The organism is Staphylococcus debuckii, from assembly GCF_003718735.1.
Lineage (GTDB): Bacteria > Bacillota > Bacilli > Staphylococcales > Staphylococcaceae > Staphylococcus > Staphylococcus debuckii.
Map to the genome: position 1 here is coordinate 1,799,884 of NZ_CP033460.1, position 18,633 is coordinate 1,818,516.

An 18,633-nucleotide genomic window follows, 5' to 3' on the forward strand; every position below is an offset into this window, starting at 1 on the left:
ACAAAAGAGCTTTGATTCTATTTCAAAAATAGTTAATCAAAGCTCTTTTAATATTAATTATTGATATTTAACCATAAAGTATTTTTTCTTACCGCGTCTTACAATCGTAAACTCGTTGTCAATTTTATCCGCTTCTGAAATTTCATATTTCAAATCTTGTTGACGTTCTCCATTAATATAAATCGCACCATTAGATACATCTTCTCTTGCTTGTCGTTTTGAAGAAGAAATTCCCGCTTCTACTATAAAGTCTACAATGTTAGTTGTCTCATTGCTGACTTCAGCTTGCGGCACATCTTTAAAGCCTTGACGCAACTCTTCGCTGCTCAACTCTTTTAAGTTTCCTTTGAATAATGCTTCAGAAATACGAATTGCATCTTGTAACGCATCTTCACCATGAATGAAACGAACCACATTCTCAGCCAATGCTTTTTGTGCTTCACGTAAATGCGGCGCTTCTTCTTTAGATTGCTCTAAGCGTTCAATTTCTGATTTATCTAAGAATGTGAAGTACTTCAAGAATTTAATAACATCTGCATCAGAAGTATTAAACCAGAATTGGTATAGTTCGTAAGGACTTGTTTTATCTGCATCTAGCCAAACAGTTCCCGCTTCAGATTTACCGAATTTTTTGCCGTCTGCTTTTGTTACTAAAGGAATTGTGATGCCGTAAGCTTCAGTTTGGCCATACATGCGACGCATTAATTCAATACCACTTGTAATATTGCCCCATTGATCTGAACCGCCGATTTGTACTTTACAGTTGTATTCGCGATTTAAATGACCGAAATCGATAGCTTGTAGAATCATATAAGTGAATTCAGTGTAAGAAATCCCATTCTCTAAGCGTGATTGTACAGAGTCTTTACCTAACATATAGTTCACACCTACATGTTTGCCGTAATCTCTCAAGAAATCAATAAGAGAAATTTTTCCTAACCAATCACGGTTATTCACTAATTGTGCAGCTTCTTTACCAGAGAAATCAAAGATTTTATCCATTTGGGCTCCGATGCCACGCACATTTCGTTCAACTTGTTCTTCTGTTTGTAAAACACGTTCGTCCGTTTTACCAGATGGATCACCGATCATTCCAGTTCCCCCACCGATTAACACAATCGGCTTATGCCCATGTTCTTGGAAGCGTCTCAAAGTTAATAACGGCAACAGATGTCCGATATGCATACTGTCGGCAGTCGGATCCACACCGCAATACAAAGTGACTTGCTCTTTGTTTAAAATATTTTCCAATCCTTCAGCATCTGTTTGCTGATACACGAGTCCACGCCATTCTAAGTCTTGAAGTAATTCATTTGTCATTCTTCGTTTCCTCCTTATTTTCATCACATTTATCTATATGTTTCAGATTGTTGAAAAATAAAAAACCCTTACAGCTTATTGACTGTAAGGGCGCATTAATGCACGGTACCACCATACTTGAGGTTAACTTTAATTAATGATACGTTCATTAAATCAAACGTTTGGATACTTAATAATTTATAAGGCACCAGGTGTATTCGCTCATTTGCTGATGTTAGTTCGCAGCCCCCACTAACTCTCTGAAAACAGCTCAATCAGTTACTTTTCCTTATCCAAAAACATATAATTTTAACTTCAGTATAATGAACACCTAATTAAAAGTCAACTTCAATTCAATTATGATATACTAATTTTAATATTGGAGGTAGATCATGGAAAGACCGCAACCTGGACAATCTGCCACTTCCAAGCCGCTCATGTTATTTGAGGTTTGGTACAAGCGGATTAAATATTTCTTTGTAGGTATATTTGTCATTATTTTACTCGTCTTTAGTCTAGCATTTGGCTTATTATTTGGTTTTTTTATGAGTATGACGACGCATTCTGAAAATATGACAGATGCGCATTTACGAGCGCTCGTTTTAAAGGTACCTGGTGATGAGCAAATCAATTATAAAAAGAAAGACTTTTTACAGCAGTATGATGCTTCGTTAAATCCTTTACTGGTCGGACCAGAGAGTGTCAATGCGTTGGTACCTAAAGCACTAGTAGCTTCAGAGGATTCTCTATATTATAAGCACGATGGTATTTTGCCTAAAGCCCTTTTAAGAGCGATATTCCAAGATATCTTTCGTACTGAGGCTTCTTCAGGTGGCAGTACGATTACACAACAAGTGATTAAAAACCAAGTGCTTAATAATGAGAAGACTTATAATCGCAAAGCCAATGAAATCGTCCTTGCCTTGAAACTTGAACGGATTATGTCCAAGGAAGAAATTATGTATATTTATTTAAACATCGTTCCTTTTGGCCGGGATTACAATGGTGATAATATAACTGGCATTGCTTCAGCATCTTATAGTTTATTCGGTAAACCGCCAAGTGATGTTAATTTACCTGAAGCAGCTTATCTGATTGGATTAGTCCAAAGCCCCTATACGTATACGCCTTATTATGAAGACGGTGCCTTGAAGAAAGACTCCGATTTAGAGATCAGTTTAAGAAGACAGCATTATGTATTGTGGCGGATGAAAGTCGAAGGCGTCATCACTGAAAAAGAATTCCATAAAGCTGAACAATATAATATTAAAGCGCATTTAATGACAAAAAGACCCTGAAACAGACGGTAACCAAATTGATGATTCCGTAATTGTTCCAGGGTCTTATTATAAGCTCTTATATTCTAATTAGAATAAACCTTTAGCATGACCGTCATCAGTAACGTCCATGTTAAGTGCTGCTGGTTTCTTAGGAAGACCAGGCATTGTCATGATTGCGCCAGTTAAAGCTACAATGAAACCGGCACCTGTTTTAGCTTGCAATTCTCTGATTGTGATTTCAAAGTCATCTGGTGCACCCAAACGATCTTTATCATCTGTAAATGAGTATTGTGTTTTAGCCATACATACAGGATAGTTATCCCATCCATTGTCTTTAATTTGTTTAAGTTGTTTTAAAGCAGCATTAGTAAAGGTTACTTTTTTACCACCGTAAATATTTGTGACTACTTTTTCGATTTTTTCTTCGATTGGCAAGTCAAGATCGTAAGTATGTTTGAAGTCGTGTTTTTCATTCAAGACTTCTTGAACTTGTTTTGCTAAAGCAACGCCGCCTTTACCGCCTTTTTCCCATACTTCAGTTAAAGCGATACGTACTCCGTTTTCTTTTGCCCAATCTTCAATAACTTGTTCTTCAGCTTTTGTATCTGAAACGAAAGCGTTTAAGGCAATAACAGGTTCTACTCCGAATGAGCGAATGTTCTTAACATGTCTTTCTAAGTTTGCTAAACCGTCTCTTACCGCTTCAACATTTTCTTCTTTCAAGTCATCTTTAGCTACGCCACCATGCATTTTCAAAGCACGAACAGTAGCAACTACAACTGCAGCACTTGGTTCAAAGCCAGCTTTACGCGCTTTGATATTCATGAATTTTTCAGCTCCTAAATCAGAACCGAAACCAGCTTCAGTTACCACTACATCTGCAAGTTTACGAGCAGTTTCAGTAGCAATAATTGAGTTACAGCCATGTGCGATATTAGCAAATGGTCCACCATGAATTAATGCTGGTGTACCTTCAATTGATTGTACTAAGTTAGGTTTGATAGCATCTTTCAAGATCATGGCAAGCGCGCCTTCAACTTTTAAATCTGCTACAGTGACAGGTTTGCGATCACGTGTATAGCCGATAGTGATATTGGCAATACTTGATTTCAAGTCTTTTAATCCAGTACTTAAGCATAAGATAGCCATAATTTCAGAAGCAACTGTGATATTGAAACCATCTTCTCTTGGTACTCCTTGTGTAGGACCGCCCAGTCCGACAACTACTTTTCTCAATTCACGGTCATTCATATCAAGTACACGTTTCCATTCAATACGGCGTTGATCAATGCCTAATTCGTTGCCTTGATGGATATGGTTATCAATAAATGCTGCTAAAGCATTGTTTGCTGTCGTAATCGCATGGAAGTCACCATTAAAGTGCAAGTTGATATCTTCCATCGGTAAAACTTGTGCATAGCCGCCGCCAGTTGCGCCGCCTTTAATACCGAATACTGGACCTAACGCAGGTTCACGCAATGCCATCATGACATTTTCGCCTAATTCATGAAACGCGTCAGCCAACCCTACTGTAACTGTAGATTTACCCTCGCCTGCTGGTGTTGGACTCATAGCAGTTACAAGTACAACTTTACCTTTCTCTCCATTGTCTTTGAGTTTGTTAATATCAATTTTCGCTTTGTAATGCCCATATTGTTCTAAAGCATCTTCAGGAATACCGATTTTTTCAGCAATTTCTGTGATAGGTTTGATTGTAGCTTGGTTCGCTATGTCTAAATCTGATAAATGAGTCAATTCATTCAGCCCCTTACTAAAGTAATAAAAATTACAGTATCGACCATTGTCTGTTAAGCAGTTTTCATTTTGGTGCCACAACTACTTTATTCCCTCAATAACAAAGCCGTTGTCTGCAACACACTTACTTTGGTGAAAATTGCATTGACAGGCACTGTTTCAACTGTAGGAAAAGCTTTTACATGTCTAATCATAACGAATTATATATTTATTGTCGAACATATTCATCAATTATTTTTTAGTTATCTTACTTTTAATGTAAAAACTCCAATTAAAATGCTCTATAATAATTTTATTGTATTTTGTTTACATATTATGCAAGCGTTTTCACTCAGCTTGAACTCCGCTGTAGTCAGGTTTTTATTTCTACTGAATGAAAAATAAATTGAGTTAGGGAAATTGATGATTTAGTCGTCTCAATTCCTGTTTTTTTGAACAGACAATTATTATTTGGAATTGAAAGTGTGCTAATAGGTATGGCGGAATATATTGGTAAAGAAGTTTTAATCATTAGCGAAGATTATGAGCAATCTGTATAAGCAACCATCCCGAGCCTCGACACTTTATTGTTCAAACGCCGAAAAGGAGCCTGGACATTATTTTGTCCAAGCCCCTCTTCACAAACTATATTTAGTCTTCCATTGTACTTAAATCGCCTTCTGGTAAATCGAGTTCCCAAGCTTTAAGGACACGTCTCATAATCTTACCTGAACGTGTTTTCGGAAGTTTATCTTTAAATTCAATTTCTCTTGGTGCAGCATGGCCTGATAAACCAGTCTTCACGAATTGACGAATATCTTCTTTCAATTCATCATCTGGCTCATAACCAGGATTTAAAGCAACAAAGGCTTTAATAATTTCTCCACGGACTGGATCTGGTTTACCGATAACGCCCGCTTCAGAAACTGCTGGATGCTCTACTAGTTTAGATTCAACTTCAAAAGGACCGACACGTTCTCCGGCTGTCATGATAACGTCGTCTACACGTCCTTGGAACCAGAAATATCCATCTTCGTCTTGATATGCAGAGTCTCCTGAAACATACCAATCTCCGATAAAGTAAGAATTATATTTCTCAGGATTTTTCCAAATCTTACGCATCATAGATGGCCATCCTTTTTTAATCGCTAAGTTACCCATGCGGTTCGGCGGTAAGACATTGCCTTGGTCATCTATAATGGCAGCTTCAATACCTGGAAGCGGTTTACCCATTGAACCTAATTTAACGTCCATAGAAGGATAATTCACAATCATATGACCGCCAGTTTCTGTCATCCACCATGTATCCAATACAGTATGTCCTAAGACTTCTTTTGCCCATTTAATGACTTCAGGGTTTAAAGGTTCGCCTACAGATAAGACTTCACGTAATGAAGATAAATCATATTTTTTAACTACATCGTCCCCAGCACTCATCAACATCCGCAATGCTGTCGGTGCTGTATACCAAACTGTTACCTTAAATTCTTCAATCATACCGTACCAAGCTTCTGGTGAGAATCTGCCGCCTGCAATACAGTTAGTTACTCCGTTCAACCAAGGCGCAAAGATTCCGTAAGATGTTCCAGTTACCCAACCTGGGTCAGCAGTACACCAATAAATATCGTCTTCTTGTAAATCTAATACATATTTACCAGAAATATATTGTAATATCATAGCATCTTGAACGTGCAAGACCCCTTTTGGTTGGCCTGTAGAACCAGACGTATAATGTAAAATTAAACCATCTTCTCTATCCAGCCATTCAATATCAAATTGATCGCTTGCTTCATGCAAATCTTTTTTGAAATCTACATATTGAGCATCCACTTCATCATCATCTACTACTACAATCGTTTCTAAATTCGGTAATTTATCTTGAGGAATACGTTCTAATAAGTCTTTGGTAGTCACTATTACTTTAGCATCACTATTTTCTAAACGGTCAGTAACTGCTTTTTCCATAAATGCTTCAAACAACGGTCCAACAATCGCACCAATCTTTAAGATACCGAATAATGCAAAGTATAATTCTGGCGTTCTCGGCATAAAAATAAATACACGATCGCCTTTTTCAACCTTTGCTTTATCTTTCAAAACATTGGCTGCTTTATTTGAGTAGTCTTGCATTTCTTTGAAAGTATAACTTTCTTGACGCTGTGCATCTTTATAATTTAATGCCGTTTTATCGCCTTTGCCATTATCAACATGACGGTCAATACATTCGTAAGCCATATTCACTTTGCCAGTTTCATACCAAGAAAATGCCTTTTCTACTTCTTTCCAATCAAAGTTGTTGTATGCTTCTTCGTAATCTTGAAGGTTATAATTACCTTCTCCCCCTTTGTATACATCGACTTTCATTTGAATTGCCCCCTTCGTTTGAAATCGTTTTCATAATGCTATTATACAAAAACAAAGCACAACATTCAAAATATAATTATGATAATTCTGATTTTTGTGTTAATTATGTTCGAAAAACATTATAATAGTAATAAATGCAAGTAGATATATCAATGGTCATTTTATAGTAAAAGATTCACATTTGAATTGAGCTAAGATATATTTTAAAACATTAAAGGAAGTGGCGATATATGGAACATATCAAAACGTATGTAAGGCAAGATTATACTCGCAACGGTGAAAAGTATGTCATTGAAGGTCCTGTACCGCGCGAAAAACTGGAAACATTTAATTATGATGAAGGACTCGATGCATTCAGAAAACCTATCGAACAATTTGAAGCAATTCAAGAAATTAGTGAGCTGCCTGAAGGACGCATTTATGTATTACGCAAAGCAGACACTATAGTCGGTTATGTAACTTACCACTATCCTGACCCTTTAGAACGATGGTCAACGGGAAACTTGCCTTATTTAGTAGAGCTCGGCGCTATTGAAGTGGCACTTCCCTATCGTGGAACAGGTCTCGGCAGCGAATTAATTAAACAAAGCTTAAGCGAAGATGAATTCGAAGATTATATAATTTTAACAACTGAATATTATTGGCACTGGGATTTGAAAAATTCTAAATTAGATGTATATGAATATAAAAAGTTAATGCAGAATTTAATGGCACAAGGAGGTCTGGAAATTTTTGCGACTGATGACCCGGAAATTACAGGGCATCCTGCGAATTGTTTAATGGCAAGAATTGGTTCACGCATCTCTTTAGATCAAATTAAAGCATTTGACGATGTGCGCTTTATGAACCGCTTTTTCTACTAAAGGGGAGATTTTATGAGTCAAAATAATAAACAAACGGGGTATGTCTATTCTAATCAATTGATGCAATACCGCTTCAGTGATGACCATCCATTTAATCAAATGCGTTTAAAATTAACTACAGAGTTATTAATTGATGCAGGATTATTAAAGCCGGATCAAATCATTACGCCGCGTATTGCAACTGATGAAGAACTGACATTGATTCATTCCTATGATTATGTCAATGCAATCAAGCATGCTTCTCATGGGATTTTAAGTCCATCTGAAGCTAAGAAATATGGATTAGCGGACGAAGATACGTCGCAATTCAAACACATGCATCAGCATAGCGCGCGCATTGTTGGGGGTGCTTTGAAGCTTGCTGATATGATAGTTAATGATGAATTGCAAAATGGCTGTCATTTAGGAGGCGGCTTGCATCATGCATTGCCAGGCAGAGCAAATGGCTTCTGTATTTATAATGATGTCGCTATTACTGCTAAATATTTATCCAAACAATACGGCTTGCGTGTAATGGTGATTGATACAGATGCACACCATGGGGATGGCGTGCAATGGAGCTTTTATACGGAAAATGATATTCTGAATTATTCCATTCATGAAACAGGAAAATTTCTCTTCCCTGGTTCTGGACATTACACAGAACGCGGAAAAGAACAAGGTTTCAGTTATTCAGTGAATGTTCCTCTAGAGCCATACACTGAAGATGATTCTTTTATTGAGTGTTTTAAAAAGACGGTTACACCTGTCGTTCAATCTTATCAACCTGACATATTATTAAGTGTGCATGGGGTGGATATACATTATTTAGATCCACTCACGCATATGAATTGTACATTAGATGCTTTATATGAAGTGCCCTACTACATTAAACACTTAGCAAATACGTATACAAACGGGAAAGTGTTAATGTTCGGCGGCGGTGGTTATAATATTTGGCGTGTGGTGCCGCGAGCTTGGAGTCACGTATTATTAAGTTTGATGGATATGCCGGTCCAACATGGTAATTTGCCAGAAGAATGGATTAGTAAATGGCAGCACTATGCGCCATTGGATTTACCGACTACTTGGGATGATAAACGTTTAGATTACATGGAAATTCCGAGAACTGCTGAAATTTCTGCTAAGAATTTAAAGCATGCGAATCAAGTGGCCAGTTGGTTTTAAAAACAACTCGAAAATGGCATAAGAAAAGCTTGTTACCTGCTTAGGAAGCTACTCTCTATCAATATAACAAAAAAGCTATGCGTAAATTTATAGAATAGATTTCGCATAGCTTTTTTTATATTCAGAGCGAGTTGGGACTATAATTCATCCCGTTCTCTTCATTCCTTAAATTATAGTAGAATTAACGTGTTGTACCACGATATTCGATTCGATAAGGCAAGATAACATTAGAATCTGAAATTTCTTCATTATTCATATATTTTGTTAGTAAACGCATACCTACAGCACCAATATCATACAACGGTTGGATGACACTAGATAATTGTGGACGAACCATTTCTACAAGTCGTGTATTATTAAAGCTTACGACTTGCAAGTCTTCTGGAATTTGAACATTTGCATCTAAAGCTGAATGTACAATACCGATAGCTTGCTCATCACTAATTGATAAAATGGCATCTGGTTGATATTGTGAAATAGTTTCAAACGCATTCACACCATCTTTATATGTTTCTTTACCTGTAAATTTCATTTCATCTTTCAATGATAGATTATGTTTTTCAAGCACTTCGATTAAACTTGCTAAAACATCCGCTTCAGCTTTCTCTGAATTATTGCCTCCGACAAATGCAAATTGCTTTGCCCCTGTTTCAATTAAATGTTCAGTAACGTCAATAGCTGCTTGTTTATAATTAATATTAACAGAAGCAATATGTTCATCGTCATCACTTGTTCCAGACACTACTACAGGTACTGAAGAAGTTTCAATTAATTGTTCTAACTCTTCATCCAATGTACCACCCAAGAAGATAATACCGTCCACTTGCTTGCTAAGCAGATTATTAAAAATTTCTTTAGCTTTTGCGGGATCATTATCTGAATTTGAAATGATTGAATGATATTTATACATTGTCGCAATATCTTCCAAACCACGTGCTAATTGAGAGTAATAGACATTAGAAATATCTGGTATAATTACCCCTACTGTTGTTGTTTTCTTGCTTGCTAGACCTCTAGCAACCGCATTAGGTCTATAATTTAACTTTTTAATGACTGCGTTAACTTTATCTCTGGTTTCTGGTTTCACATTTTGGTTGCCATTTACAACACGAGATACTGTTGCCATGGATACTCGTGCTTCTCTTGCAACGTCATATATAGTAACGGTCATGTCTTCACCCTTTCTGTAAGCGTTTCAAACTCTATTATAATAAGTTTTCATAGCATTTTCAAAGTTTACCACAAATTCTTGCGAACTTAAATTAATATATTCTGTTTGTCACTTTTTTGTCAATAATCATAACTATGTAACTTCTAAAGTGTAAGTGAAACATTGTTTTTCCTATTTATGTGTAAAATAACACGAATAAACTCCTTTCAAAAACGCTGCACCATGAGTACTTCTTTGAAAGGAGTAAATTCACTATCCAATTTTATTTCAATTAATGTAATTGGTTATTATCGTACATATCTGCTAATGGTTTTAATTCATTATAGAATTTATCGAATTGTTCTAAGTCCATTTGTTGTCCGCTGTCACTTAATGCCACTGCTGGATCAGGATGTACTTCTGCCATTACGCCATCTGCTCCAACTGCTAAAGCAGCTTTTGCTGTCGGAAGCATAATATCTTTACGTCCTGTACTATGCGTAACGTCTACCATTACCGGTAAATGTGTACCCTGTTTTAAAATTGGTACAGCTGAAATATCTAATGTATTTCGTGTAGCTTTTTCGTAAGTTCTAATACCACGTTCACATAAGATAATATTACTGTTACCTTGAGAAGCAATGTATTCAGCTGCAAAAATAAATTCTTCGATAGTCGCTGACATACCACGTTTCAATAACACTGGTTTGTTCGTACGTCCTGCTTCTTTCAACAATTCAAAGTTTTGCATATTACGCGCGCCAATTTGGAAAACATCCAAGTATTCATCTGCTAATTCAAAATCTGCTGGCGATACAATTTCACTGACTACATTTAAATTATATTTATCTTTAACATTTTTAAGAATTTTTAATCCTTCTAATCCTAAGCCTTGGAAATCATAAGGTGATGTACGAGGTTTGAATGCACCTCCACGAATAAATTTCAAGCCTTTGTTTTGCAAATCAGCAGCAACTTTATCCACTTGTTCTTGTGATTCTACTGAACAAGGGCCGAAAATAAATGATTTATTTCCATCCCCGATAACACCGCCATTATCAAATTGTACAATAGTGTCTTCAGGTTTTAATTTTCTAGAAACAATAAGATGTTTCTCATGATCAGCTTTTTGTAAATCTGTGGATGCTTTAAAGATTTCTTTAAATAATTGTTTAATTACATTGTCATTAAATGGACCATTATTTTTCTCAATTAATGCATTCAACATTACTTTTTCACGTTCAGGATCATATACCTTTGTTCCCTGCTTACGCTTTTCTTCCCCGATTTTTTGTGCGAGTTCACCACGTTTTACAAAAAGGTCTAAAATTTGTTCGTTAATATTCTCGATTTCATTTCTGTACTGTTCCAACTTATTCATTACCTGGTCACCTCTATGTAATTATTTTATGCATCCAACTTATTACACTTTAAAGCGGTAAAAAATTGAATTTAACAAGTATTGTAGCAGTAAGTCAGTTAAATTTCAAGCTTTATACTAAAATATTCTTATTCTTTAAACGATTTACAATTTTCACATAATTGACTAGTCTATAAACAAAATGGGAGTGAGAGAGAAATAACCTCAGCAAAATTATTTCGTTCTCCCACCCCAGTCAAACTAACCTGAGCAAATAGTGATTGCCAGTTCAGAAATCAAGGGCTAAGACAAATTGATGTCTCAGCCCTCATTCAACCATTAATCATCAAAAGTTTTCTTTTCGATTTTTTTCTTAGTTGTTTCACCTTTTGGTTGGTTATTTTTAGGTGTATTTTGTGATTGTGTTTTTGGTGTTGATTTTGATGTTTTTTTCTGAGCAGATGATTTAGAAGCTGCTGATTTAGATGTATTATTTTGATCTTGTGATTTAGTTTTAGTTGTTGTTTTTTGTGTTGTTGTTTTATTACCTTTAGAAGCTGGCTTTCTTGTTGTTTTTGTTGTTGTTTTAGTAGCATTTTTAGGAGAAGATGCTTTTGCTTCTTTAGTAGTTGTAGCTGCTGTATTTTTTGGTGTGTCTGTTGTTTTCTTAGTTTGTGTTTTTGTTTTTGTTGTTGTAGTGTTATTTACCGTTTTTGATTCTACTTTAGCTGAAGGCTCATCTTTTTTCGCAGCTGGCTGTTTTTGAGATGTTGATTTTTGATCATCTGCTTTTTCTACTTTAGTTGATTTAATATTTTCTTCTGATTTTCCTTCATTAGTAGCTGCAACTTTTTTGGCTGATTCATCATCTTTCTTCGCACTCACTACTGTGTGACCTGCAACATTTTTCTCATTTGATGAGTGGTTTGCAGTTGCTTTATCATGTGTAATTACACCTTTGTCCATTGATGCTTTTTCATGAGTTTGGTTTGTGCGTTTCTCTGCTGCTTTTGGTGAAGCTTTAGGAGTGGATTGAGATGATTTTTTTGCAGCTGGTTTAGAATCTTTTTTAGCAGAATCTTTTTCAGTACCTGCCACAGCTGTCACAGTAGTAACTAGAATCGGTACTGCTGCATAAGAACTAGATTTTACTGGTGCTGCTTTAAATAATTCACTGACTTTAGCAGCTACAGTATTATCATTTTCAATCAATTTAGCTTTTTCTTTTGCTGCCTTAGCATTTCCTTGCGCACTGAATTCACGTGTTGAGGCTGCTGTTGACTGATTTCCAGCAACTTCTTCTTGTGCTTGTGGAGATACATTTGCTAAATCATGCGCTGACGCTTCATTTCTGATTGCTTGTTTTTCTGCGCGTAAAGTATCTACGTCATATTCATGGTCGTCTTGTTTGATTTTTTGGTTCACTTGATTTCTGATTTGCTGCGCAACGTCTTTCATACCTTGCAATTGATCTTGAGCATTTGCTTTTAATGCATCTGTTTGCGCTGACACTTTATCTTTCATTGAAGGTTTATCTTCTTCAAATTGTTTTTCTTGTTGTTTACGTTTTTTAACTTGATTTAAAATAAATCCAACTGCTGAACCAATAAAAGCGCCTGCAATAAAACCAGACACGAAATCTTTACGAACCGTATCGGCCATGGCTTCAACTTCATATATTTCTAACTTAGCTTCATCATTTTTCTTTCTCATGTTTTGCCTCCTATAAATAAAAGCACTTAAACAAAGTTGAATCAACCTCATTTAAGTGCAGTTTGTAAGTACTATAATTGATAATGTTAAGCCTACAGATGAGGTATACAGTTCAATTCGAACTACATTATACCATTAGCCTCTGTAGTTTGCACTTTCTCTTTGTTGCTTTCTATATTGCCATTTATCAGCAATTTCCATAGCAACATTTGACCATTGGATGACTTGTGAAATTTTGTCTTCATTTTGAGAAATGTTATGTGCAATTGAGTTTGTTACTCGGTCCACTGATCCATCTAAATCTTGGATAGAATCACCGATGCCTTTTACTCCATCAACTACAGAATTTAAGCGGTCCACTTTATCTTGAATATCTTCAGTTAAGCGGTTAGCTTTGTGAAGTAAGTCTGTTGATTCACGAGTAATCCCTTGTACTTGACCTTCGATTCCGTCAAGAGTTTTAGCAACATAGTCTAAATTTTTCTTAACAGATACTAAGACTAGCACAATTCCGATTACTAAAACTAAAAATGCTAAAGCTGCAATTAGACCTGCTACAGGTAAAATCCAGTCCATTAAAAACGCCTCCTAAATAGCTTATGTCTTATTTTTTAAAATACCCAAAGCAAAAATAGTATAAACATTTTAAAATTCATTTGTTACGCCATTTTGCTCCATAAAAGCGCGTTCGATTTTTTGAATATCTCCAGCACCCATAAATAAAATAACAGCATTATCAAATTCATTCAATATGTTTACATTTTTTTCACCAATTAATTGAGCACCTGGAATGCGGTCAATTAAATCTTGGATAGTCAAGCTGCCATCATGTTCTCTGATAGAACCAAAGATATCGCATAAGAAAACACGATCAGCTTTGCTCAAGCTGTCTGCAAATTCTTCTAGGAAAGCTTTAGTTCTTGAAAAAGTATGAGGTTGAAAAACAGCAATGACTTCTTTGTTCGGATATTTTTTTCTTGCTGTCTCAATTGTAGCATTAATTTCACGTGGATGGTGGGCATAATCATCAACTAATACTTGATTATGTAACTTTGTTTCATTGAAGCGTCTTTTTACCCCTCCAAATGTCTCTAATGCTTCTTTGATATTCTCAATATTGAGTCCTTCTAAGTGACATACCATAATCACTGCTAAAGTATTCAAGATATTATGGTCTCCATATTGAGGTGATAAGAACTGATCAAAATACTTACCGTCAATATATACATCAAATTGCGTTCCATTTTCTGTAATTTGGATATTATCTGCATAAATATCTTCATCTTTTTCTAAACCATAGTAATAAATCGGAACATCTGCTTTAATTTTGCGTAAATGCTCGTCTTTACCCCAAGCTACAATACCTTTTTTCACATTACGCGCCATCTCTTGAAAGGCACTTGTCACATCATCTACATCTTTAAAGTAGTCTGGATGATCAAAGTCGATATTAGTCATAATTGCATAATCTGGATGATAGCTTAAGAAATGACGTCGATATTCACAAGCTTCAAAGGCAAAAAATTCACTTTGCGGAATTCCTAATCCTGTGCCATCTCCGATTAAGAAAGAAGTTCTTTTATCACCATTCATCACATGAGATAGCAGACCTGTGGTAGATGTCTTGCCATGTGCTCCTGTAACGGCGATTGAAATGTATTGTTCAATTACGTGGCCTAAGAATGTTGGATAATTAATCACTTCTAATCCTAACTCATGAGCACGAACAATCTCTTCATGTGTATCTGAAAAGGCATTCCCTTGAATAACAGTCATCCCTTTTTCTATATTATCAGGATTAAATGATAATATCTTTATTCCTTTATTTCTTAATGCTTTTTCTGTGAACACATATTGGTCTATGTCGGAACCTTGTACTTCATGACCCAAATCATGCATAATCTGAGCCAAAGAACTCATTCCGGAACCTTTAATTCCGACAAAATGATAGTGTGTCATATTAACATTCCTTCTTTCTTATTCCTCATTTAATTCAGCTGAGGTTAAATAAACCTCTCTTGGTTTAGAACCATTAGAGCCTGAAATATATCCCAATTCTTCTAATTGGTCAACAATTCTTGCTGCTCTGTTATACCCAATTTGGAAATGACGTTGAATTAATGATGTTGAAATATTTCCTTCTGACACCATAAATCTGCATACTTCATCAAATAAATCATCTTTCGATTGAGCTTTTGTTTGTTTCAATAACTCTTTTTCTTCAAACAAATATTCTGGCTGACGCTGTGCTTTAATATAGTCTACTACTGCATCGATTTCATCATCCGATACAAAGCTGCCTTGAACGCGAATTGGTTTATTCATACCATTACCTAGGTACAGCATATCCCCGTAACCTAATAAGCGCTCTGCACCGCCGCTGTCGAGAATTGTTCTCGAATCCACACTCGATGATACCATAAATGCAATACGCGTAGGAATATTTGCTTTAATTAATCCTGTAATTACATTGACAGATGGTCTTTGAGTAGCAACAAGCATGTGAATACCACAAGCACGTGCTTTTTGAGCAATACGTGCAATAGATTGTTCTACTTCTTGAGGCGCCATCATCATTAAATCGGCTAACTCATCGATTACAATTACTATTTTAGACAAGCGTTGATCATAAGGTGCTTTTTTATTAAAAGCTGTAATATTACGCACATGATATTGTGCAAACAATTTATAACGTTTTTCCATTTCATCTACTGCCCATTTTAAACTTTGAGTAGCAGCTTTAACATCTGTAATCACAGGTGATACGAGATGCGGTAATCCATTATAAGGTGCTAATTCTACCATCTTCGGATCAATCAACAGCAATTTCAACTCTTCAGGATGATTTTTATACAATAATGAAAGCAACATGCTGTTGATAGCCACGGATTTACCTGAGCCAGTCGCTCCGGCAATTAAGGCATGCGGTGTTTTAGCTATATCCATCAATAATGGCTCGTTATTAATTCTGTTACCCATCGCAACAGTCAACTTGGATTCTGCATTTTTGAATTTAGAACTTTCAATAATGGATCGCAAGTTGACTTTAGTAGGCGACACATTAGGCACTTCAATCCCGACTAAACTTGTTCCAGGTATAGGCGCTTCGATTCTGATATCTTTTGCAGCTAATGCCATTTTCAAGTCATCTTGCAACGCAGTGATTCGAGAAACCTTGACACCTTTTTCTACAGATAATTCAAAGCGTGTGACACTTGGTCCTTCTGTCACATTTTTAACTTCTGCGGGTACATTGAAATAATAGAATGCATCGTTTAATTCTTGTTTTTTCTCTTCAATCCATTCTTCATCTATTTCATGAATTTCTGGAGTATCTAATAAATCAATACTTGGCAATTTCAAGTTAGGGCCTTTTCTAATGCCCTCTTGCTGTGAATTTGTAATGTTTTCAGCATTGCTGACTTTTTTAGAATCTGAAACTTGCGGTTGGTGGAATCTTTGCGTTTCTGACACAGTTTCATTCGCTTTATTCTCGCTCACATGCAATTGATTTACATTTTGTGTTATATGGCCCGCTTCATTTTGAGTTTCTTGTTCATTTATTGAAGGACCTTCATTATTTTCAGGATTAGCGTGACTTTCTGAGCTGACACTTTGTGCATGTGCTTGTGTATTATCTACTTCACTGCTTGTGTATTCCTGAGTTGATTTATTATTTTTATCCGGCTCATTTTGTACTGGATGGTTTACTTTTTCTGTATCAGATTTAGTTGCAGAGATTGCTTTATTTTTTTGTGCTTTTTGCATTCTTCTCTTATCAGAAGGCGTCATCATTACGTTAACGGGCTTAGCACCTTTACGGATAGGACGTTTCTTCTCAGGTACTGCTTCCACTTTAACTGGACTTGCTTCTTTATTTTCTTTGTTATCTTGTAACTCAGCAGGTTCAGTTTCAGATGATGGTTGGTCAGATAATTCATTTGGCGCTGCAGTATCTTCTTGTTTCTTAGCTGGCGATGATGCTGGTTCATTTTCAGGTGATAGTTTCGGCTCTAACGACTGCTCATTTGCATCTTGCTTTTCAGATGATGTTGTTGAATCTGGTTTTTCATTCACATTAAAAGTTTTCTCTTGAGTAGGTTCTAACTTCGGTTCTAATGATTCAGAATTATTTTTGGTTGCGTTGCTGATTGACTCTGTTTCTGGTGCAGCTTTATCATCTGCAAAGTCTTCAGATTCTGTCTCTGGTTTTAGTTGAGGTTCCTCTACTGCATTCTGCTTTTGACTTGTTTCCGGATTTTTATCAGTTGAATCATTTACATTGGCAGGTTCCGCTGCTGCTTCATCCTCATTATAATCCGACGTTTCGTTGTTCTCTTCTTTTTCTGGACCTTCTGTTTGAACTTCGGTATATTGCGCTTCGCTTATTTCCGGTTCAGCATGTTTCAATGGTTCACTAGTATGTTCGATTGGTTCAGTTCGATTCTTTATATTTTCTATGCCTGAAGCAGTTTCGTCTTCTTGTGGAGCTGCATAATCATTTACGATTTCAACGTCTTTGTCATCCACTGATTGAACTTGCTGAACGTCATCTAAATTGATTTCTTCATAATCAAAATCTGGATTTAAATCAGGTTCAGCTTCATGATCATTTTTACTAGCTGCTGCTTCAGTAGCATCTTGTACCTTATCCGAATCAATATGTTCATCTTTATCTTCATTCACTTCAACTGGACGCTCTTCATTGAAGACAGGTTCTTCTACATATTGCTTAGCTTGTTTAGCATACATATCATCGATTGCCTGCTGAATGGATCCAGTGTCTTCTTGCTCACGTTTTTGTTGCAATGCTTCTTTGAATTTCTTGCGCTTCAAGAACTTGCGTTCACGTTCTCTGCGAATTTCTTCAACAATTTGTGAGGCATAAATATTATTGATATTTATAGTGTTATCCGTAGATGAATAATTAGGTGTTTCTTTCATCGTATGTTGTATTTCATCAGGCTTTTCAAAATGAGAAGTTTCAGTACCTTCATTTTGAGAAGATGATGGTTGTGATGTTGTATTTAATTTATCTTGTCTTCGTGCTCCATTTAACGGATCAGTCGGAATACGTTCTTGTCTTTCATCCGCTTCCTCATTTTTAATAGTACCGTCGCTTTTAATCACGCCATTCTCTAGTGGATGACGTTTCTTAGTACCAAAAATTGCAGAAGGCACTTCCTCTGCTTTGAATTCACCGCTTCTATAATAGATTTCTTTGGTATCATATGAAGAAGTATAATTTTGAACACGACGCTTTGACGATGTATAAGATGTTTCCTTAGGTGAATGATGATGCTGATGATTATTTTGTGTTCGTGTGCTGCGAGATGAGCGAAAAGTATTTTCATCTTGATTGCCGCTTGTATCAAAGTTGCGACGTCTTCTATGGCGTCTATTATCTTGTTGTTGATTCGCAGCATATGCATTTTCTTCTGCATGTGAAATTTGTGAGTCAGAATCAGCTGAATCAAAATCACCTTCAGTATTCTCAGTATTATTCACATGCATCGGAAAGCGAAAATTACCTTTCGGACGATTATATATATCATTATTTTCAGGAAGTAATGATTGACGATGACGTTCTTTTTCTTCTAATTTTTGTCGACGTTGACTATATTTCCGCTGATATACCTCTTCGTCATCTCCATCGCTAAATAGTTTATCGAACCAGCTCATAAATTCACTTCCTTCCCAAAT

The 18,633-nt window shown here is 36.1% G+C and carries 12 protein-coding genes; 3 read left to right on the top strand and 9 right to left on the bottom strand.

The window, feature by feature from the left end:
- Positions 1-57: 57 nt before the first annotated feature.
- Entirely contained in the window at positions 58-1,320 is a 1,263-nt protein-coding gene (gene tyrS, locus CNQ82_RS08475) for a tyrosine--tRNA ligase (protein WP_123144924.1), read from the bottom strand.
- A 371-nt stretch (positions 1,321-1,691) separates the two neighbouring features.
- Between tyrS and CNQ82_RS08480 the strand changes: the two genes are divergently transcribed.
- A complete protein-coding gene (locus tag CNQ82_RS08480) occupies positions 1,692-2,597 on the top strand; it encodes a biosynthetic peptidoglycan transglycosylase (RefSeq protein ID WP_123144925.1) in 906 nt (301 codons plus the stop codon).
- Positions 2,598-2,666: 69 nt separating this feature from the next.
- Here the strand turns inward: CNQ82_RS08480 and CNQ82_RS08485 are convergent, their stop codons facing one another.
- Together CNQ82_RS08485 and acsA are read right to left on the bottom strand one after the other, a co-directional pair.
- Positions 2,667-4,334, bottom strand: coding sequence for a formate--tetrahydrofolate ligase (locus CNQ82_RS08485; RefSeq protein ID WP_123144926.1), 1,668 nt, complete (start codon positions 4,332-4,334; stop codon positions 2,667-2,669).
- Between the two features lie 630 nt (positions 4,335-4,964).
- Positions 4,965-6,677: an acetate--CoA ligase gene (gene acsA, locus CNQ82_RS08490; protein ID WP_123144927.1), complete on the bottom strand. Its 1,713-nt coding sequence runs from the start codon at positions 6,675-6,677 to the stop codon at positions 4,965-4,967.
- A gap of 230 nt (positions 6,678-6,907) precedes the next feature.
- Here acsA and CNQ82_RS08495 point away from each other — a divergent pair, with 230 nt between their 5' ends.
- The gene (locus tag CNQ82_RS08495) at positions 6,908-7,540 is read left to right on the top strand and encodes a GNAT family N-acetyltransferase (RefSeq protein WP_123144928.1); all 633 of its coding nucleotides are present in this window, start codon (positions 6,908-6,910) and stop codon (positions 7,538-7,540) included.
- Between the two features lie 12 nt (positions 7,541-7,552).
- Complete coding sequence (locus tag CNQ82_RS08500; protein ID WP_123144929.1) at positions 7,553-8,707, top strand: acetoin utilization protein AcuC; 1,155 nt, start codon at positions 7,553-7,555, stop codon at positions 8,705-8,707.
- 181 nt (positions 8,708-8,888) lie between these two features.
- Here CNQ82_RS08500 and ccpA read toward each other — a convergent pair whose 3' ends face one another.
- From ccpA to CNQ82_RS08530, 6 genes are all read right to left on the bottom strand, one after another.
- Entirely contained in the window at positions 8,889-9,878 is a 990-nt protein-coding gene (gene ccpA, locus CNQ82_RS08505) for a catabolite control protein A (RefSeq protein WP_123144930.1), read from the bottom strand.
- A gap of 271 nt (positions 9,879-10,149) precedes the next feature.
- Positions 10,150-11,238 (bottom strand): bifunctional 3-deoxy-7-phosphoheptulonate synthase/chorismate mutase, encoded by a 1,089-nt coding sequence (locus tag CNQ82_RS08510; protein WP_123144931.1) that lies wholly within the window; start codon positions 11,236-11,238, stop codon positions 10,150-10,152.
- A 318-nt stretch (positions 11,239-11,556) separates the two neighbouring features.
- A complete protein-coding gene (locus tag CNQ82_RS08515; RefSeq protein ID WP_123144932.1) occupies positions 11,557-12,930 on the bottom strand; it encodes a hypothetical protein in 1,374 nt (457 codons plus the stop codon).
- 135 nt (positions 12,931-13,065) lie between these two features.
- Positions 13,066-13,506, bottom strand: coding sequence for a DUF948 domain-containing protein (locus CNQ82_RS08520; RefSeq protein ID WP_015900590.1), 441 nt, complete (start codon positions 13,504-13,506; stop codon positions 13,066-13,068).
- Positions 13,507-13,575: 69 nt separating this feature from the next.
- On the bottom strand, positions 13,576-14,889 hold the full coding sequence (gene murC / locus CNQ82_RS08525) for a UDP-N-acetylmuramate--L-alanine ligase (protein WP_123144933.1): 1,314 nt from the start codon (positions 14,887-14,889) through the stop codon (positions 13,576-13,578).
- An 18-nt stretch (positions 14,890-14,907) separates the two neighbouring features.
- A complete protein-coding gene (locus tag CNQ82_RS08530; protein ID WP_123144934.1) occupies positions 14,908-18,612 on the bottom strand; it encodes a DNA translocase FtsK in 3,705 nt (1,234 codons plus the stop codon).
- Between the last annotated feature and the right edge of the window lie 21 nt (positions 18,613-18,633).

Coding starts and splice junctions, on each gene's coding strand:
- murC (WP_123144933.1), bottom strand. CDS start 14,889: ATGACACACTATCATTTTGTCGGAATTAAAGGTTCCGGAATGAGTTCT.
- CNQ82_RS08510 (WP_123144931.1), bottom strand. CDS start 11,238: ATGAATAAGTTGGAACAGTACAGAAATGAAATCGAGAATATTAACGAA.
- ccpA (WP_123144930.1), bottom strand. CDS start 9,878: ATGACCGTTACTATATATGACGTTGCAAGAGAAGCACGAGTATCCATG.
- tyrS (WP_123144924.1), bottom strand. CDS start 1,320: ATGACAAATGAATTACTTCAAGACTTAGAATGGCGTGGACTCGTGTAT.
- CNQ82_RS08530 (WP_123144934.1), bottom strand. CDS start 18,612: ATGAGCTGGTTCGATAAACTATTTAGCGATGGAGATGACGAAGAGGTA.
- CNQ82_RS08520 (WP_015900590.1), bottom strand. CDS start 13,506: ATGGACTGGATTTTACCTGTAGCAGGTCTAATTGCAGCTTTAGCATTT.
- CNQ82_RS08480 (WP_123144925.1), top strand. CDS start 1,692: ATGGAAAGACCGCAACCTGGACAATCTGCCACTTCCAAGCCGCTCATG.
- CNQ82_RS08515 (WP_123144932.1), bottom strand. CDS start 12,930: ATGAGAAAGAAAAATGATGAAGCTAAGTTAGAAATATATGAAGTTGAA.
- CNQ82_RS08495 (WP_123144928.1), top strand. CDS start 6,908: ATGGAACATATCAAAACGTATGTAAGGCAAGATTATACTCGCAACGGT.
- CNQ82_RS08500 (WP_123144929.1), top strand. CDS start 7,553: ATGAGTCAAAATAATAAACAAACGGGGTATGTCTATTCTAATCAATTG.
- acsA (WP_123144927.1), bottom strand. CDS start 6,677: ATGAAAGTCGATGTATACAAAGGGGGAGAAGGTAATTATAACCTTCAA.